The following is a 17,295-nucleotide window of genomic DNA, read 5'->3' as shown; positions in this document are numbered from 1 at the left end:
TGCCGCAGGGCAGGCGCCCTTTTTCGTGTCATGTAGTGTGCGTGCGAAATTGAGCCGTCACAAATCTTGCGGCATCCCGCTGCTGCCATTAGTGGAAGATGATGCAATATACACACGCCCCAGTGATTTCATCGACCGGCCTGTTTACGCCCGAGGACAGCATTTCCAACGCGGAACTGGTCGATAGCTTCAACAAATATGTCGATGAATTCAATCGCGACAATGCCGCTGCGATCGGGGCGGGCGAGATCGAGGCGCTCTCGCCAAGCTCGGTCGAATTTATCGAGAAAGCCAGCGGTATCAAGGCCCGCCATGTCATGTCCAAAACCCCGGTTCTGGATACCGCCATCATGGAGCCGCGCTGGGAAGAACGCAGCAATGACGAGATTTCGGTACTTGCAGAGATTGGCGTGAAGGCCGCCCGGCAGGCGCTCGAGAAGGCAGGGCGCGACCCAAAAGATGTCGATGCGGTGCTCTGCGCGGCCTCCAATATGGAGCGGCCCTATCCGGCGATGGCTATCGAGATTCAGCAGGCGCTGGGAATTGACGGTTTTGGCTTTGACATGAATGTCGCCTGTTCGTCTGCGACCTTTGGTATCCAGACTGCGGCCGATTATGTCCGCGCGGGCAATGCGCGTTCGGTTCTGGTGGTCAGCCCCGAAATAACCAGCGGCCATCTGAACTGGCGCGACCGGGACAGTCACTTCATCTTCGGCGATGTCGCCACGGCGGTGCTGGTGGAAGATGCCGCATTGGCGCCGGCCCGGCATTGGGACATTTTGGGGACCAGGCTGAAAACGGTCTTTTCCAACAATATCCGCAATAATTTCGGCTATTTGAACAAGGCCAGCCCCGAAACCGCAGATGCGCCGGACAAATTATTCGTGCAGGAAGGGCGTAAAGTTTTCAAGGAAGTCGTGCCGATGGTTGCCCAGATGATCATCGAGGAGGCGGACCGGCTTCAGATCGATCCGGCAGAATTGCGCCGCCTGTGGCTGCACCAGGCCAATGCCGGGATGAACCGCCTGATTGCGCAAAGGGTATTGGGGCATGAAGCCAGCGCGGATGAAAGCCCGACCGTGCTCGATACCTATGGCAATACGTCCAGTGCAGGTTCAATCATCGCGTTTCATTTGAACAATGATGATCTTGCCGCCGGTGACACCGGTCTGATTTGCAGCTTTGGCGCGGGCTATTCAGCTGGCACGGTCTTTGTCCGCGCGGCCGGGTAAGCCGATTGATTTAACAGACTGTCCCATGCGCCGATCACTGCGCCGCTGACTTTCCAGAAGACTGTGACGGCCAGTACCGATACCAGCCCGTCGACCGCATAGTGATAGGCAAGGTGGACCGAGCTGAGCCATGTGACCGCGAAAAATGCAGCGAATGCCGTTCCGAAACGGTGTGAATGCCTGCGCACGGCCAGCCAGAACAGGAATGCGATGGCGACATGCATACTGGGCATGGCGGTGATACCACTACCCAGGCCGTTGGCATCGGCGGCAAACCAGTCGAGCAGCATTTGCTGTACGGTCAAGGTCATGACCGGGAGCTGATCATTGGCGGCATTGAGATAGGCCATCTGTTCATCGAATGCAGGATTGCCCAATATCGGGCCGACAAAGCACGGACCGACCGATGCAAGCCATGTTGCCATCGCCCCGCCAATCAGGCTCCAGCTCAAAACATAGGTCAGGAAAAACTGCCGTTTCAGCAACGGATCGATGCGCGCAAACGCAAAGAACAGGCAGCCGGGATAGAGTAGTAAAAACCAGACCTGATAAAGAAACGCCAGAAACGCGGTGATGACTGGATAGCCTATCACGGGCTGCATAATCTCCCACGCATCATATCCGCCAAAAATCGCGCGGTCCCACGCGATAAAGGCTGCATCCCAGGTATAATCGTTAAACAGAGGGATCGCCGCCTTCATTTTGGAGAAAAACGGTATCAGGACAATCAGGATCACGAGACAGGGCAATCCGCGCAGCGCCTGTTTGATCGCGCAGCGGGAGGTATAGCGCGCAGTGACAGCGGCAACCGGGTCAGCAGGGCGTTCTCGCCACAGAAACACCCCCGTATCCACCGCGCCCAGACCCAGGATAGTCAGCAGATAAAGATGCCCGTTGGCAAGTATCGGCGCGAAGTCAGGATAGATCCCGTTTTGCGCCAGCAGAGTGATGCACGCGGCAAACAGCGTCAGCGTGACCGCGTAAAGCGGAATTTCCCCGCACCATGTTGCAGGAATGGATGCGCTGGTATTCATTCATTCGGGTTAGGCAATCGTGGTCAAAAAAAGGTTAACATGCAGATATAGGCTGTGCAGCACAGCCGCGCGGCGTCTTGTTTGCGGCGCTGGCAGCGCCTACGAGGGAGTAATGGCAGGCGATATAGTTGATAATCAGGGGCGCGGCGAGACGGATTGGCAGTGGCCGTCAATTCATACCGAGGGGCGCAAATTCGGAGTAATCTCCGGCGTTCTTGCGCTGGTGTTTCTGGTGTTGTTCGATGTGTCGTGGATCGGATGGCCATTGGCTGCGCTCACCATCGCAATTCTGGCGTTTTTCCGCGATCCGGAGCGCGTTGTCCCGCAGGGCGAGATGGCCATATTGTCGCCCGCTGACGGACATGTAAGCCAGATAGCTATCGTCGATCCGCCTGCCGAACTGGTTGGTGATGATGCCGCAGGACACCCCGGGCTGCGCGCCGAACCGGTCACGCGCATCTCGATTTTTATGAGCGTGTTTGATGTCCATATAAACCGCTCCCCGATAGGCGGGATGGTGCGCCGTTTGGTGTATATGCCGGGCAAATTCATGAGCGCAGATCTCGACAAGGCGAGCGAAGAGAATGAACGCCAGCATATTCTGGTCGAGCGCGGTGACGGAGTGATGATTGGCTTCACCCAGATTGCGGGTCTTGTCGCGCGGCGAATTGTGCCGTTTGTGAAGCCGGGCGATCTGATTGCCGCGGGCCAGCGGGTTGGCCTGATCCGATTTGGCAGCCGCGTGGACATATATCTACCCGCTGGTACCAGCGCGAAAGTGTTGCTTGGCCAAAAAATGGTCGCGGGCGAAACGGTGCTTGCTGAACTGGGTGAGCAGCCTGTGATTGAGGGTGTGTATCAATGAGTGATAATAACAATCCCCGGCTTGGCCCCAAATCCGCCGAAGATGAACCGCCGTCCAAAGGGCGAAAGAGCAAAGGCCTAGCCTTGAGAGGGGTGATCCCCAATGCAATTACCGCAGCGGCCCTGTGTTCCGGTTTGACCGGCATAAAATTTGCAATCGCACAGCAGTGGTCTTTTGCCGTTCTTGCCATTGTGGTGGCGGGCGTACTTGATGGTATTGATGGCCGGATTGCCAGACTGCTCAACGCGCAATCGCGTTTCGGGGCCGAGCTTGACAGCTTGGCGGACTCGCTGTCTTTTGGAATGGCCCCGGCGATCATTTTCTATCTGTGGACATTGCAGGAATTGCCGCGGGTGGGCTGGCTGGCGGCATTGGCATTTGCGATTTGTTGCGCGCTGCGACTGGCACGGTTCAACGCGCAGATTGATATGGATGAACAACCCCATAAATCAGCAGGATTTCTGACCGGTATTCCCGCGCCAGTGGCAGCGGGGCTGATGTTCCTGCCGTTCTATCTATGGACTGCGACCGGTATCGAAGAATTCCGGCTGCCAATACTCAATGCGGTGTGGATGGTTGTCATCGCGTTCTGGATGATTTCGAATACGGCGACACTCAGCTGGTCATCGCTGAGGCCCCGGCGCAATATTCGATTGGAATTTATCGCACTGTTCGGGCTGATTTTTGGAGGGGCAATCTGGATCGATCCGTGGTGGACCCTTGCGATTATCTCCATCGGCTATCTGGCGTTGATGCCGTATGGCTGGCTGCGTTACGCAAAAGTCAAGCGGCTGCGCAAAACGGCTGGGTGAGGGCAGGAAACCTGGCCGGGATTACAGCGATGTTTGCGACCGGCGCAGGACGGGCTGTCGCAGGACGGGGTGTCTCGGGATGGGGGCGCGTTTGGCCCAATTGGCGATCACTCGCCCGGCCAGCCACATTGCCAGTCACATTTCCTGCCACATTGCCAGAAACCTCGACAGCGGCTGACGTCAATGCTCCGGCCGAGCCAATAACACGCTGCAATTGTGTGTAGCGCGCTTTACCCCGAATAAATCCGTCAGCCAGTACGGCGGCCGCAGCGATGCTGGCAATCGCGAACAATACTGTAATTCCAAAACTTAACATGACAGTCGCTTCCTTTCGCCCGTTACCCGTTTTGCACAACCCTGTTGAAAACATGTGAATTCAAGGTTGATAATTGCTGTTCGGTTCATTGGTTCCACGGTGTTCACTGTTTGTTCCGTCATGTCAAGCGTTTTTGCGCCCAACCCCCTTTTTTTATCGATAGATTGAGGCTGGATTTATCGATTGGTGGCCGGTATAGGCGCGAGCTCTAGAGAGAATGTTGCCCATTCCGGGCTGCGCAAACGCTAGAAAATCCACATGGAAAGCACACATACCGGTGCCGGAGAGAGCAATCTCGGCGGTTCCAGCTTTTCAGAGGCATAACCGGAAGGAATTTACCTATGGCGGCACCTACCGTCTCAATGCAGCAATTGATCGAGGCCGGAGCACATTTCGGCCACCAGACCCACCGCTGGAACCCGCGTATGAAACCGTATATTTTCGGTGCGCGCAACGGTGTTCACATTCTTGACCTGTCGCAGACCGTGCCTTTGTTCGCACGCGCGCTGGACTTTGTGGAATCCACAGTCCGCGCTGGCGGCAAGGTGCTGTTCGTCGGCACCAAACGTCAGGCGCAGGAACCGATCGCGGAAGCGGCACGCCGCAGCGGCCAGCATTTCGTCAATCACCGCTGGCTCGGCGGAATGCTGACCAATTGGCAAACCATTTCAGGATCGATCAAGCGTCTGAAAACGCTTGAAGAGCAGCTGTCGGGTGAACAATCCGGCCTGACCAAGAAAGAGATCCTGCAACTGACGCGTGAGCGTGACAAGCTCGAACTCTCGCTTGGCGGTATCCGCGACATGGGCGGCATCCCCGATGTCATGTTCGTGATAGATGCCAACAAGGAAGAACTGGCGATCAAGGAAGCCAACGTCCTGGGCATTCCGGTCGTCGGTATCCTCGACACCAATGTTGACCCGTCGGGCATCGCGTTCCCGGTTCCGGCCAATGATGATGCCAGCCGGGCGGTGCGGATGTATTGTGATGCGATTGCAGAGGCTGCGATGTCGGGCAAGGGCGGTAAGGCTGCCGATTCGGGCGTTGACGTCGGGGCAATGGCAGAGCCGCCCGTCGAAGCATAATATTGGCGTAACAAACGCATAATACCAGCGCCGGACAATCCGATTGACCCCGTAAGACCTTCGGGGTCCGGCGCCGCATATTTTTGAAAGGATCAGACAATGGCTGCATTCTCAGTCGCTGACGTAAAAACACTGCGCGAAAAAACCGGCGCAGGCATGATGGATGCCAAGAAGGCACTCACCGAAGCTATGGGCGATATCGAAGCCGCAGTGGACGCATTGCGCGCCAAGGGCCTTGCCACCGCACAGAAAAAGTCCAGCCGTACTGCGGCAGAGGGCCTTGTCGGTGTGGCGGTCGAGGGTACACGCGGCGTGGCTGTGGAAGTGAATTCGGAAACAGACTTTGTTGCGAAAAACGAACAGTTTCAGGACTTCGTCCGGCAGACCACCAAAGCGGCCCTGGGCGTGGACGGTGATGATGTGGAGGCGCTGAAAGGCGCGCCCTATCCCGCGGGCGGCACTGTGGCTGACAAGCTGACTGACAATGTCGCTACGATTGGTGAAAACCAGCAAGTGCGCCGGATGAAAACCGTGACTGTATCAAACGGCGTCGTGGTTCCATACATGCACAATGCGGCTGCAGAAGGCCTCGGCAAGATCGGTGTTCTGGTTGCGCTGGAAAGCGACGCCGGTGCGGACGTGCTGGAGCCTTTGGGCAAGCAACTGGCGATGCATATTGCCGCTGCATTCCCGCAGGCGCTGAACGCTGAGGGTCTTGATGCAGACATGATCGCCCGCGAACGCGCGATTGCGGCAGAAAAAGCGGCTGAGAGCGGCAAGCCTGACAACGTGCAGGAAAAAATGGTTGACGGCGCGGTGAACAAATTCGCCAAGGAAAACGCGCTTCTCAGCCAGATTTTCGTGATGGACAACAAAACCCCGATTGCCGATGTTGTTGCCAATGCGGGCAAAGATGCGGGCAAGGACATCGTGCTGAAGGATTACGTCCGCTTCCAGCTCGGTGAGGGAATCGAGAAAGAAGAAAGCGATTTCGCAGCGGAGGTTGCGGCTGCCGTTGGCGGATAGTCGGAGCGCATGGATCGTTCAGACGGGCGGGGTGACTTCGGTTTCCCCGCCCTTCTTTTTACCCATTTCCTACGCGGAAACAAAAGCGTAGGCTCGGCATGTGCCGGAAATGTTTCCCGTGCTTGCTCTTTCATATGGTGGATACTCTGCGGCACGCTGCCGCGCCGCGCGTGACCGGGCAAAGGTCACACGCTTTTGTTAGGCGGCACGGCCAACCATCTGATTTTTCATGCGTTAAGCCGGAAAGTCACAGATGTGCAAGATGCGCTAAGCGTCCTTTTCCTACTGATAGGCTTGCTGACACGCGAGAATGCAAGCGGTTGCTGGACTGCAAAGGCTGGTCAAATGTGGCTGCGGCCCGGCGGGCTTTCTCTTTGCGCGTGACCGAGTGTCAGGCTAAGGAACGCAACAGCCATTCATTTACCGGATTCTACTGACCCATGCCTGCACCTAAATATAAGCGCGTCCTGTTGAAACTTTCGGGCGAGGTTTTGATGGGCGGGCAGGAGTACGGGATCGATCCCGCCTATGTGGCGCGGCTGGCTGAGGAAGTGAAAGCGGCAAAGGATACGGGGCTTGAGATCTGCCTCGTTATCGGCGGCGGGAATATCTTCCGCGGTGTAGCGGGCGCGGCGCGGGGGCTGGACCGCACGACTGGCGATTATATGGGTATGCTGGCCACGGTAATGAACGCACTGGCGATGCAGAACGCGCTGGAACAAGCGGGCGTGCCCACCCGGGTGCAATCGGCCATCCCCATGTCCTCTGTGTGTGAGCCCTATATCCGCCGCCGGGCAGAGCGGCATCTTGAAAAGGGGCGGATCGTTATTTTCGCGGCGGGCACGGGCAATCCGTTTTTCACCACCGATACAGGCGCGGCCTTGCGCGCGGCGGAGATGAACTGCGATGCGCTGCTCAAGGGGACCAGCGTTGATGGTGTCTATGACAGTGATCCCAAAACCAATCCCGCTGCAAAACGGTTTGACGAGATTACCTATAGCCGCGTGCTGAATGACAATTTGAAAGTTATGGATGCCACCGCGATTGCCCTTTGCCGCGAAAACAGCATTCCCATCGTGGTTTTTTCGATCCGGGAGAAAGGCAATGTCGCGCAAGTGATTGATGGCAAAGGCACGCAAACTGTGGTGAGTGAGCCGCAAAACTGATCGGCTGACCCATTACCCAAACCACTGCATAATTGAGAGGATGCCCAAGATGGCAAAATTTGACAAAGCCGACATCGAACGCCGCATGGCGGGCGCTGTGGAATCGCTCAAAAGCGATCTTGGTGGTTTGCGAACTGGCCGCGCCAATGTGACCTTGCTCGATCCGGTGGTGTGCGATGTATATGGCGCGCATATGCCGCTCAATCAGGTCGCGACAGTGTCGGCCCCGGAACCGCGCATGTTGACAGTGCAGGTGTGGGACAAGTCCAACATGGCTGCGGTGGAGAAAGGTATCGCCTATGCCAATCTTGGCCTCAATCCCATGATTGACGGGCAAACGCTGCGTCTGCCAATGCCCGATCTGACCGAGGAGCGCCGCAAGGATCTGGCCAAGCTGGCGGGCAAATATGCCGAGAATGCGAAAATCGCCATCCGCAATGTCCGCCGCGACGGTATGGAGGCTCTGAAAGAGGATGAAAAGAAGAAGGAAATCTCCGAGGATGACCGCAAACGGTCCGAGGATGAGGTCCAGAAGCTGACCGATAAATTTGTTGCCGAATGTGACAGCGCCGCAGAGGCCAAAGAAAAAGAAATTATGACCCAGTGATTGTTTTCGCCGGGAGTTTTTTTAATGGATAGCGACCACCAGCAGGCCAAACATGTCGCCATTATCATGGATGGCAATGGCCGCTGGGCCAAACGCAAGCATTTGCCGCGTCTGATGGGGCACCAGCGCGGGGTTGAGGCTGTGCGCAAGCTCGTCCGCAGTGTGGAGGATATGGGCATTGACTGCCTGACTCTCTACGCATTTTCTTCCGAAAACTGGAAGCGGCCAGAGGACGAAGTCGGCGATTTGATGGATCTGCTGCGCAAATTTATCAAATCCGATCTGCCCGAATTTATTGCCCATGATGTACGTCTGAAAATTATCGGTGATTACAAAAGCCTGGCGCCCGATATTGTCGCCCAGCTCGAAGACGCCCTGGAGCAGACCAGCAAGGGTTCGCGCATTTTGGCGGTTGCGTTGAATTATGGTTCGCACGACGAAATCGTCCGTGCCGCCAATGCTGCATCGGCGGAAGGCGCGATTACGGCGGAGGGGTTGGAGAAGCATCTCGATACCGCCGATATGCCGCCGCTCGACCTGCTGATCCGTACGAGCGGTGAAGTTCGTCTGTCCAACTTTCTGCTCTGGCAATGCGCCTATGCGGAAATGAGTTTTGTCGATGTGCTATGGCCTGATTTTACGCCGGAGCATTTGCAAGCCGAGCTTGATAATTTTGCCGTGCGGGAGAGACGTTATGGCGCACGGTAATATCTCGATCGCGCCGCTCCATCCTGTTTTCTGGGAGGGGAGGCCCGGTGGGGGTGTCTGGCCTTGGCAATTGCCGTGCCGCCAATCCGCGCCGAACATACGCCTCCGACGCCCTCGTCAGGGGAGCGGGGCAGTATGAGCGCGACCGAACCAGTAAAGAATAACTCTGACCTTCCGGTTCGGGTGGCATCCGCAATTATTATGCTGGTGATTGCGGGCGGCGCATTGTGGTTTGGTGGCTGGCTGTGGTACGGATTTGTCGCGCTGGTCGCAGGCGCGTGCTTTTTTGAGCTAGCGCGGTTGGTCCGCAAAGCTTTCGGGTCCGGACTTCGTGCGACGCTGGGTGTGCTGGCCGGTGCAGCCTATGTCGGGCTGGCCGGATTGTCGCTTGTAAATTTGCCGACCGGCGTTTTGCTGGGCGTTATTCTGGTTGTGATCGGCACCGATGTCGGGGCATATTTCAGCGGACGGGCCATTGGCGGCCCCAAAATTGCGCCCACAATCAGCCCGTCAAAAACCTGGGCCGGATTGGTGGGCGGGGCATTATTGGCGGGCACGGTTTCAATGTCCCTGTTTGTCTATAATGTCGGTGCGCTCACACTGTCGGTCATGCTGATCATCGCATTTCTGATCGGTGCGGCGCTTGCCGTGGTGGCGCAATGCGGTGACTTTCTGGAAAGCTGGCTCAAGCGCAAAGCCGGGCAGAAAGACAGCTCCACCCTGATCCCCGGACATGGCGGAGTGTTTGACCGGATTGACGGGCTGTTGCCGGTCGCGATTGCGGCGATGCCTTTATGGGCGCTGCATCCGGCATGACCCGCTCAATCTCCATCCTGGGCGCGACAGGTTCGGTTGGCGCGTCAACGCTTGATCTGATCCGGCGGGAGCGCGATCAGTGGCATGTGGCGGCACTCACGGCCAATTGCAGCGCCGCCGAGCTGGCGCGGCTGGCGATCGAATTTGATGCAGAGACAGCCATTGTCGGTGATGAGAGCTGCCTTGCCGATCTGCGCGAGGCGTTGTCGGGCACCGGTATCAAGGCGGCGGGCGGCGCCCGGGCATTGTGCGATGCGGCCGCGCGTCCGGTGGATATAACCGTTGCCGCCATAGTCGGCTGCGCCGGGCTCGCACCGGTGATGGCCGCGATAGAGCAGGGCGGCACGATCGCGCTCGCCAACAAGGAAGCGTTGGTTTCTGCAGGCGATGTGATGATTGCGGCTGTCGCGAAACATGGCGCGGTTCTGCTGCCGGTGGATTCTGAACACAACGCGATTTTCCAATGCCTGCAAGGGAACAATATTGCCGATGTGCGCTGGATTACGCTGACAGCGAGCGGCGGCCCGTTCCGCGAATGGACGCAGGCGCAATTGGACGCTGCGACGCCCAAGCAGGCCGTGGCGCATCCCAATTGGGATATGGGTGCCAAGATCAGCGTCGATTCCGCGACGATGATGAACAAGGGGCTGGAATTTATCGAAGCGCATCATCTGTTCCCGGTTGGGCTCGACCGGCTGCGGATTGTGGTTCACCCGCAAAGCGTCATCCATTCAATGGTGGAGTACCGCGACGGATCGACACTGGCGCAGCTTGGCCCGTCCGACATGAAAGTGCCGATCGCATCGTGTCTGGCTTGGCCGAAGCGGATGGAGACCGGCTGCGCGCCGCTTGATCTACCGGCAATAGGCACCTTGCAGTTCTGTGCGCCTGATGAAGGCCGCTTCCCGGCCACCAGGCTCGCGCGCGATGCTGTCCATGCGGGCGGTGCCGCACCGGCCACATTGAACGCGGCTAATGAAGTGGCGGTGGCAGCATTTCTTTCCGGTCAGATCGGGTTCACGCAGATTGCGGCAATAGTGGCGCAAACGCTGGACGGCAGTATAGGGTCTGCACCTGCATCGCTTGACGAGGTGCTGGATGTCGATGCCGCCGCCCGCCAGCGCGCGCAAGAAATTCTGGAGTTGCTGTAACAGTGCTTGAATCGGTACCTATCTGGATGTGGCCTGTTGGCTTTCTGCTGATCCTCGGGCCGCTCGTCACCGTGCATGAGCTGGGACACTATCTGGTAGGCCGCTGGTTTGGTGTGAAGGCAGAGGCTTTTTCCGTCGGGTTTGGCAAAGAAATCGCCGGTTTCAACGACCGGCGCGGTACGCGCTGGAAGCTGTCGGTGCTGCCGCTGGGCGGATATGTGCAGTTCAAAGGCGATATGAACCCGGCCAGCATGCCGGACCGCGAAGCGATCAGAAATCTCTCGCCAGAGGAACGCGATGGCAGCTTTGAACAGGCGGCGCTGTGGCAACGCGCGTTGATCGTATTTGCAGGGCCTGCGACGAATATCATCGTCGCCATCGCCATTTTTGCCGCTTTCCTGATGGTGTTTGGCAAATCGGTACCCGCCGATCCCGCTACTGAAAATATCATCGCTGAATTTGCCGAAGAGTCCCCCGCGCGCGATGCCGGCCTTCAAGTGGGGGACCGGATTACCGCCGTCGATGGGGAGCAATTGACCGATTTTCGTCACTTGCTCCGGTTGGTGGCGCTTTATCCCAATAAAAATATCGCGCTGACTTATGTCCGCAATGGGCAGGAAGTGACCGTGCCCATCACCATTGGCAGCGTGTCCACGACAGACAACTTCGGCAATGAATCGACAGTGGGCAGGATTGGCATATCGCCAGCGCCCTTCGAAACCGAAATGATGCCCGTCGGGCCGATTGATGCGGTTGTTCTGGGTGCGCGGCAGACGGTCGATGTCACCGATATGATGGTTACCGGCCTGGTTCAGATCATCACGGGCAAGCGGTCTGTGCGTGAAATGGGCGGGCCGATCAAGATCGCGAAATTCTCTGGCGAGCAGCTTAGCCTCGGGTTGACACAATTTGTCTGGTTCGCGGCAATGATCTCGCTTAACTTGGCATTCATCAATCTCCTGCCAATCCCTGCGCTCGACGGCGGCCATCTGGCATTTTATGCTGCAGAAGCCATCCGGCGCAAACCGGTTGGTCCGCAGGGCACTGAATGGGCATATCGTATTGGAGTGGGCATGGTGCTGACGCTGATGGTGTTCGTCACGATAAATGATGTGATTTCTTTGCCCATTTTTTCAGGGTGAAACAGTCCGCAACCTAGCTGTTGCAAAAGCCATTGGGGGCCAATTTTCTTACGCTGCTTGATTGGGGGGACAGCATCGGGCAAAGGCGTGCGCACACGCTTGGGCTGATGGGGTGTCAGGCATAGCGAAGAAACAGATTTTTGGACGGGATATCCGTGTCGATGAATGAACTTACAATGCGCGGCGAGACTATGCCAATATCTGCCACCGGCGCAGCGGGTTTCACCCGTTTGACCGGCCGCCGCTTGGCATTGGTGCTGCTCGGCGGAACGATGCTGGGGGGAATGCCTGCGCCAGCATTCGCGCAGACGGCGGGTGAAGCGGCGGATGCGGCACCTGCGCCGGTTATCCCGCAGGCACAGATCATCCGGTCTATCCAAATTACCGGTTCGCAGCGTTTGGAGCCCACCACCATCCTGAGCTATATTCGTCTGCGCGTGGGAGATGAATACACCCAGGCCGCAGCTGACCAGGCGTTGAAAGAGCTGTACGCGACAGAGCTGTTTGCCAATGCCAGCGTCCGCAATGAAGGCGGAAATGTGATTATCGAGGTGGTGGAAAACCCGGTCATCAACCGGATCATTCTGGAAGGCAACAGACGCCTGAAGAATGACAAGATTCTACCCGAAATCAAATTGGCGCCGCGGCAGATTTTCACCCGTTCAAAAGTCCGCGCCGATGTCGCGCGGATTATTGAACTGTATAAACGGCAGGGGCGCTTTGCAGCCACTGTCGAGCCGAAAATGGTCGAACTGAGCCAGAACCGTGTCGATATTGTCTTTGAGATCACCGAAGGTCCGAAATCCAAAGTCCGCCAGATCAACATTATCGGCAACGAGGTGTTTTCCGACGGCGCCTTGCGCGGGGAAATGGTGACCAAGCAAGCGCGCCTCACCAGTTTTCTCAGTTCCAATACCAGCTACGATCCTGATCGTCTGGCGTTTGACCAGCAAAAGTTGCGGCAGTTCTATCTGACCGAAGGTTACGCAGATTTCCGGGTCGTGTCAGCCGTTGCGGAACTGACGCCCGATAAAGAAGACTTCATCATCACTTACGTCGTCGAAGAAGGCGAACGGTACAAATTCGGTGAAGTTCTGGTGGATAGCCAGATCCGGGATTTCGACAGTGATGCTCTGGCGGTCAATCTGCCGATGAAAGCAGATGATTGGTACGATGCCAAGCTGGTTGAAGACACGGTGGAGCAATTAACCGAGCTTGCCGGTTCGTTTGGTTATGCCTTTGCCGAGGTCCAGCCCAGTTTCAGCCGGAATAAAGATGACCTGACAATGGGTATCACTTTCGTGCTGAACGAGGCCCCGCGGGTTTATGTTGAGCGGGTTGATGTGAACGGGAACACGCTCACGCAGGATAAGGTTCTGCGCCGCGAATTCCGCGTTTCCGAAGGGGATGCATTCAGCACCATCGGGGTTAAGCGAACCACCAACCGAATTAAGTCGCTTGGGTTCTTTCAGGAAAACTTTGAAGTTGAACAGCGCGAAGGGTCCCAGCCTGACCGGATTATCCTGGAGGCTAATATTGAAGAGCAGCCGACCGGTGAAATCCAGCTTTCGGCAGGTTTTTCATCAATCGAAAGCTTCATTCTGTCGGCGTCGATCCGTCAACGCAATTTTCGTGGACGCGGGCAAACGGTTGGTGCCGGGATCAATTACTCGCGCTTCTCCCGCTCTTTCAATCTGAGTTTTACAGAGCCATATCTGTTCGACCGCAATATCTCGGCCGGGCTGGATGTCTACCGGCGTGATTTCAATAATTTCGGCTTCAACAATAATAACCGCGTCAGCAGTTACGAACAATCGACGACCGGTTTTTCCGGCCGGGTTGGCGTGCCCTTGTCTGAATTCATGTCGCTTGTCGGCAGCTATACATTCAACATTGACGATGTCAGCTTGGGCAACCAGTTTTTCCGCGATATCAATGGCGATGGTATTCAAAATTGCGATCCATTGACCGCTGGCCGTTTCTTATGCGATGCGATCGGCAAGCGGACCAGTTCGATCGTCGGCGCAACGGTGGCCTTCAATAACCTGAACAGCAACTTCCGTCCGACGCGCGGTGAACAGGTGTCGCTTACGGCCGAATTTGCCGGACTGGGCGGGGACGTGAAATATGCCCGCATGCGGGCGAATGCATCCAAATACTGGAACGTGTTTAACGGCTTTATTTTCTCGGTCGCTGCCGAAGGCGGATGGATCAAGGGGTATGGCGGGGATGATGTTCAGCTCACGGACCGCTTCTTCCTCGGGGAGCCACAGATTCGCGGGTTTGACATTCGCGGTATTGGACCGCGCGTTCTGCGCCAGCCCATCATTGACGATGGCGATGGTGGCCCGCTTGTCTTAACCGATCGTGACCGGATCCAGGACGATGCGATTGGCGGGGAAGCCTTCTATCGCGGGCGCGCTGAACTTGAAATTCCGCTCGGCTCCGGCGCTTCGGAGCTGGGGCTGCGGCCCTCTATATTCATGGATGTCGGCGCGGTATTCAACGTTGACCGGCCTGACTTGCAGCAAAGCCCGTTTCCCGGGGGCATAGACATTCCTGTTCGGGATGCTGATGGCAATGCTCTGTTCCGGCAGTCGATTGTGAATACAGACGGCACCACGACGGTTACGACAGTCACTAGCCCAACGGCACCTGATGGCAGCGCGAACACCGCTCTCACCAGCAATATCCCGGCATTCCAGGAGGTTTTCCTTGGGGACTCCGCCAAACCCCGTGTCACCATCGGTATTGGCGTAAACTGGAACTCACCCTTTGGTCCTTTCAGGATCGACTTCGCGCACGCTCTTTCCACTGTGGAAGGCGACGATACGAAGAAATTCTCCTTTAACGTAGGAACGCAATTCTAATGAAAATTCTTTTGAAACCGGTATTTGCTGCCGGCCTCCTTCTGACTGCAACGGCTGGCGTAATGGTTGCCGCACCAGTTTCTGCGCAACAGACGCAGAATATCGGCGTGGTCAATTTACCCGCGATCATTGTCAATTCTGAAGCCTATAAACTGGCTGAGCAACAGCGCCCGGTCACCTATAAGCCGCAGATAGACCAGGCGAATGCGCGCCGTCAGGCGATTGCTACCCAGCTTGAACCGCTTTACACCAAATTGCAGGCTGACCAGCAGGCCAATGTGGCCCAGGCGACCTTACAGCAACAGGCGGCACAGATTCAGCAGATCGAGCAAAACGGCCAACGCGAATTGCAGCAGCTGGTTGCTCCCGTTCAATTGAGCCGGGCCTATGTGACCGAACAGATTGAGGATAAGCTGGACGAAGCAGTACAGGCCGCCGCGACCAGGAAAGGTGTCGGGATCATTCTTGAAACGTCGGGCGGGCAAGTTGTGTTCGCCCAGGCGAGTTACAATATAAACCAGGATGTTCTGGCAGAACTCAACAGACTTCTTCCAACGGCTGTTCTGGTACCGCCGCAAGGGTGGTTGCCGCGTGAAATTCGCCAGCAGCAGGCCGCTGCACAGGCTGCTCAGGCTGCACAGCAGGGCACGGCGCCAGCCGCCCCTGCGCCGGCACAACCGTCGGGCCGGTAATTCCTGCCGCGTTGGCGACACGAGATTTCTGGGGGCAGGGCAATGGGTATAGATACCGAAAGCAAGGATGGCGGCGGCAAAATGCCCTATGACATCCAAAAAATACTCAAGGCTCTGCCGCACCGCTATCCATTATTGCTGGTTGACCGGGTAAAATCGATTACGCTGGGTGAGCGTATCCATGCAGTGAAGGCAGTGTCGTTTAATGAAGAATTCTTTCAGGGGCATTTCCCCGGCGCGCCGATTATGCCCGGTGTTCTGCAGATCGAGGCGATGGCGCAGGCTGCCGCGATACTCGGTATAGAAACGCTTGAACTGGCTGGTACGGGCAAGCTGGTATTCTTCATGGGTATCGATAATGCAAAATTTCGCGCGCCTGTAACGCCGGGATGTCTGCTCGATATGGATGTAGAATTTGTCCAGAAACGCAGCCGCGTCTATAAATTCAAGGGCAAGGCGAGCGTAGAAGGTACCGTAACCTGTCAGGCGGAATTTACCGCAATGATCGCCGATCCGCCGTCCAGCGATTAATTCCGGCAACCGATATCCGCGACTGATATTGGCGACGGATATCTGCGACTATCGCTTGCCAAAATTGCTGTCTGCGCCTATTGGCCCGCAGCAGATTTCATTGCTGGTCCGGTCGGAACCGGTCCGAACGCATAAAGGACAGATGATATGAAGGCCGAAGGTCACCCCGATTACCACATGATCACAGTCAAAATGACTGATGGCACCGAATTTCAAACCAAATCCACATGGGGCAAGGAAGGCGACACGCTCGCTCTGGAAATTGACCCGACCAGCCATCCCGCCTGGACTGGCGGTAAGCAGCAATTGCAGGAAGGTGGCCGGGTGGCCCAGTTCAACAAACGTTTCGGCGGGCTCAGCCTCAAGAAATAAGCCACCTGCGCAGTATTGGAACCACTAAAAGGCGGTCCTGCGGGCCGCCTTTTTTGTAGGTTATTGCGCAGTTTTCTCTCACCTCCACTCGCGTTCGCGGTACCATTTGTGATCACATATATGGTCCCTTTGCGCACTTTCATTCCGTGATGCAGCGTATCGGGGTTCACGCCCCCATCGGGCTGGCGGTTATTCCAGCACAGCAATTTTCCCGGCTCGGGCTTGAATATCTTGTTGAACGCTTTGAAACGGGTCGCTCCGCCTGCGCTGACCGATTTGAGATAGACCATAAAAGTCCATGTCCGCTGTCCGGCGACAGAACAGAATTGCTGGTAATCCTGACCGCCTGTTTGAAAATAATCGGTATGGGGTTTGAACGCCTGCCCCTGGGCATAACGTTGCCCCTGCAGGGGCTCGCCATATTTCGCATCGACACCGGACACGGTACTGAGTAAGGCTTCCAGTTCCTGCACGCTGCCATTGCCGGGCGGTAAGTCGCACGTCTCGCTGGTCCAGAAATACCGATCCCCGTTGCTATCTGCGATGGTGGAGGGGCGCCGTTTCTGGTCAATCAAGGCAATCAGTCTGGAGCACAGTTCCGCCCCGGCCAATCCGCGCATCTGAACCAGCTCGATCTTGGGCGAAGGCACGCGCTGCATCGCCGGATGCCAGGCCAAAATGAGGGCGCCAAAATGAGCGCGCCAAAATGAGGGCAGAAGATTTGCGGCGGCTGCGCATCTGCCATTGGTGCCGCGAACCGGCACGCACTGCAAGCGGCGAAACAATCTTGCGTAAATTGGTATTTGAGGCAGTTTTCGCTTCCAAAAACTGAAAAGCTATGCAATTGGCGCAGCCCTGCACCCGAAGCGG

At 56.7% G+C, this 17,295-nt stretch carries 17 protein-coding genes and 1 pseudogene; 15 read left to right on the top strand and 3 right to left on the bottom strand.

The features are described 5' to 3' along the window. Positions 1-101 precede the first annotated feature (101 nt). The gene (locus WA922_RS02015; RefSeq protein ID WP_424770021.1) at positions 102-1,232 is read left to right on the top strand and encodes a beta-ketoacyl-ACP synthase III; all 1,131 of its coding nucleotides are present in this window, start codon (positions 102-104) and stop codon (positions 1,230-1,232) included. Here the strand turns inward: WA922_RS02015 and WA922_RS02010 are convergent. Further along, on the bottom strand, positions 1,193-2,266 hold the full coding sequence (locus WA922_RS02010; RefSeq protein ID WP_424770001.1) for a phosphatase PAP2 family protein: 1,074 nt from the start codon (positions 2,264-2,266) through the stop codon (positions 1,193-1,195). The two genes, WA922_RS02015 and WA922_RS02010, sit on opposite strands and share 40 nt — an antisense overlap. Positions 2,267-2,378: 112 nt before the next feature. On the opposite strand from WA922_RS02010, the gene WA922_RS02005 reads away from it, so the two are divergent. Together WA922_RS02005 and pssA are read left to right on the top strand one after the other, a co-directional pair. Continuing rightward, a complete protein-coding gene (locus WA922_RS02005; protein ID WP_424770000.1) occupies positions 2,379-3,131 on the top strand; it encodes a phosphatidylserine decarboxylase in 753 nt (250 codons plus the stop codon). Then, positions 3,128-3,943: a CDP-diacylglycerol--serine O-phosphatidyltransferase gene (gene pssA, locus WA922_RS02000; RefSeq protein WP_424769999.1), complete on the top strand. Its 816-nt coding sequence runs from the start codon at positions 3,128-3,130 to the stop codon at positions 3,941-3,943. The genes WA922_RS02005 and pssA overlap by 4 nt, the downstream gene beginning before the upstream one ends. Here the strand turns inward: pssA and WA922_RS01995 are convergent. After that, a complete protein-coding gene (locus WA922_RS01995) occupies positions 3,915-4,259 on the bottom strand; it encodes a hypothetical protein (protein ID WP_424769998.1) in 345 nt (114 codons plus the stop codon). The genes pssA and WA922_RS01995 overlap by 29 nt on opposite strands. Positions 4,260-4,600: 341 nt before the next feature. Between WA922_RS01995 and rpsB the strand changes: the two genes are divergently transcribed. The 12 genes from rpsB to rpmE all read left to right on the top strand — a co-directional run bounded on the left by rpsB (position 4,601) and on the right by rpmE (position 16,425). Then, positions 4,601-5,344: a 30S ribosomal protein S2 gene (rpsB, locus tag WA922_RS01990; protein ID WP_424769997.1), complete on the top strand. Its 744-nt coding sequence runs from the start codon at positions 4,601-4,603 to the stop codon at positions 5,342-5,344. Positions 5,345-5,443: 99 nt separating this feature from the next. Next, on the top strand, positions 5,444-6,370 hold the full coding sequence (tsf, locus tag WA922_RS01985; RefSeq protein WP_424769996.1) for a translation elongation factor Ts: 927 nt from the start codon (positions 5,444-5,446) through the stop codon (positions 6,368-6,370). A gap of 440 nt (positions 6,371-6,810) precedes the next feature. Continuing rightward, a complete protein-coding gene (gene pyrH, locus WA922_RS01980; RefSeq protein ID WP_424769995.1) occupies positions 6,811-7,536 on the top strand; it encodes a UMP kinase in 726 nt (241 codons plus the stop codon). Between the two features lie 49 nt (positions 7,537-7,585). After that, on the top strand, positions 7,586-8,143 hold the full coding sequence (gene frr, locus WA922_RS01975; RefSeq protein ID WP_424769994.1) for a ribosome recycling factor: 558 nt from the start codon (positions 7,586-7,588) through the stop codon (positions 8,141-8,143). Between the two features lie 24 nt (positions 8,144-8,167). Beyond that, complete coding sequence (uppS, locus tag WA922_RS01970; RefSeq protein ID WP_424769993.1) at positions 8,168-8,851, top strand: polyprenyl diphosphate synthase; 684 nt, start codon at positions 8,168-8,170, stop codon at positions 8,849-8,851. Positions 8,852-8,986: 135 nt separating this feature from the next. Continuing rightward, complete coding sequence (locus WA922_RS01965) at positions 8,987-9,667, top strand: phosphatidate cytidylyltransferase (RefSeq protein WP_424769992.1); 681 nt, start codon at positions 8,987-8,989, stop codon at positions 9,665-9,667. Then, positions 9,664-10,818, top strand: a complete 1,155-nt coding sequence (dxr, locus tag WA922_RS01960; protein WP_424769991.1) for a 1-deoxy-D-xylulose-5-phosphate reductoisomerase — start codon at positions 9,664-9,666, stop codon at positions 10,816-10,818. The genes WA922_RS01965 and dxr overlap by 4 nt, the downstream gene beginning before the upstream one ends. Before the next feature lie 2 nt (positions 10,819-10,820). After that, positions 10,821-11,960 (top strand): RIP metalloprotease RseP, encoded by a 1,140-nt coding sequence (gene rseP / locus WA922_RS01955; RefSeq protein ID WP_424769990.1) that lies wholly within the window; start codon positions 10,821-10,823, stop codon positions 11,958-11,960. Between the two features lie 191 nt (positions 11,961-12,151). Further along, positions 12,152-14,830 (top strand): outer membrane protein assembly factor BamA, encoded by a 2,679-nt coding sequence (gene bamA / locus WA922_RS01950; protein ID WP_424770020.1) that lies wholly within the window; start codon positions 12,152-12,154, stop codon positions 14,828-14,830. Further along, positions 14,830-15,522, top strand: coding sequence for an OmpH family outer membrane protein (locus tag WA922_RS01945; protein ID WP_424769989.1), 693 nt, complete (start codon positions 14,830-14,832; stop codon positions 15,520-15,522). The genes bamA and WA922_RS01945 overlap by 1 nt, the downstream gene beginning before the upstream one ends. Positions 15,523-15,564: 42 nt before the next feature. Beyond that, positions 15,565-16,053: a 3-hydroxyacyl-ACP dehydratase FabZ gene (gene fabZ / locus WA922_RS01940; RefSeq protein ID WP_424769988.1), complete on the top strand. Its 489-nt coding sequence runs from the start codon at positions 15,565-15,567 to the stop codon at positions 16,051-16,053. A gap of 147 nt (positions 16,054-16,200) precedes the next feature. Then, positions 16,201-16,425: a 50S ribosomal protein L31 gene (rpmE, locus tag WA922_RS01935; RefSeq protein ID WP_424769987.1), complete on the top strand. Its 225-nt coding sequence runs from the start codon at positions 16,201-16,203 to the stop codon at positions 16,423-16,425. A gap of 170 nt (positions 16,426-16,595) precedes the next feature. On the opposite strand, the pseudogene WA922_RS01930 reads toward rpmE, so the two are convergent. After that, a pseudogene (locus WA922_RS01930) lies at positions 16,596-17,045 on the bottom strand (2OG-Fe(II) oxygenase); the annotation flags it as partial. Positions 17,046-17,295 lie beyond the last annotated feature (250 nt).

This window comes from Pontixanthobacter sp., from assembly GCF_049682855.1.
Lineage (GTDB): Bacteria > Pseudomonadota > Alphaproteobacteria > Sphingomonadales > Sphingomonadaceae > Pontixanthobacter.
This window is presented reverse-complemented; position numbering and strand designations above follow the sequence as displayed.

Excerpts from the sequence above, each read along its gene's own strand:
- fabZ (WP_424769988.1), top strand. The coding sequence starts at position 15,565 with ATGGGTATAGATACCGAAAGCAAGGATGGCGGCGGCAAAATGCCCTAT.
- pssA (WP_424769999.1), top strand. The coding sequence starts at position 3,128 with ATGAGTGATAATAACAATCCCCGGCTTGGCCCCAAATCCGCCGAAGAT.
- rpsB (WP_424769997.1), top strand. The coding sequence starts at position 4,601 with ATGGCGGCACCTACCGTCTCAATGCAGCAATTGATCGAGGCCGGAGCA.
- tsf (WP_424769996.1), top strand. The coding sequence starts at position 5,444 with ATGGCTGCATTCTCAGTCGCTGACGTAAAAACACTGCGCGAAAAAACC.
- frr (WP_424769994.1), top strand. The coding sequence starts at position 7,586 with ATGGCAAAATTTGACAAAGCCGACATCGAACGCCGCATGGCGGGCGCT.
- dxr (WP_424769991.1), top strand. The coding sequence starts at position 9,664 with ATGACCCGCTCAATCTCCATCCTGGGCGCGACAGGTTCGGTTGGCGCG.
- WA922_RS02005 (WP_424770000.1), top strand. The coding sequence starts at position 2,379 with ATGGCAGGCGATATAGTTGATAATCAGGGGCGCGGCGAGACGGATTGG.
- rpmE (WP_424769987.1), top strand. The coding sequence starts at position 16,201 with ATGAAGGCCGAAGGTCACCCCGATTACCACATGATCACAGTCAAAATG.
- pyrH (WP_424769995.1), top strand. The coding sequence starts at position 6,811 with ATGCCTGCACCTAAATATAAGCGCGTCCTGTTGAAACTTTCGGGCGAG.
- WA922_RS01945 (WP_424769989.1), top strand. The coding sequence starts at position 14,830 with ATGAAAATTCTTTTGAAACCGGTATTTGCTGCCGGCCTCCTTCTGACT.
- WA922_RS02015 (WP_424770021.1), top strand. The coding sequence starts at position 102 with ATGCAATATACACACGCCCCAGTGATTTCATCGACCGGCCTGTTTACG.
- WA922_RS01965 (WP_424769992.1), top strand. The coding sequence starts at position 8,987 with ATGAGCGCGACCGAACCAGTAAAGAATAACTCTGACCTTCCGGTTCGG.
- bamA (WP_424770020.1), top strand. The coding sequence starts at position 12,152 with ATGCCAATATCTGCCACCGGCGCAGCGGGTTTCACCCGTTTGACCGGC.
- WA922_RS01995 (WP_424769998.1), bottom strand. The coding sequence starts at position 4,259 with ATGTTAAGTTTTGGAATTACAGTATTGTTCGCGATTGCCAGCATCGCT.
- uppS (WP_424769993.1), top strand. The coding sequence starts at position 8,168 with ATGGATAGCGACCACCAGCAGGCCAAACATGTCGCCATTATCATGGAT.
- WA922_RS02010 (WP_424770001.1), bottom strand. The coding sequence starts at position 2,266 with ATGAATACCAGCGCATCCATTCCTGCAACATGGTGCGGGGAAATTCCG.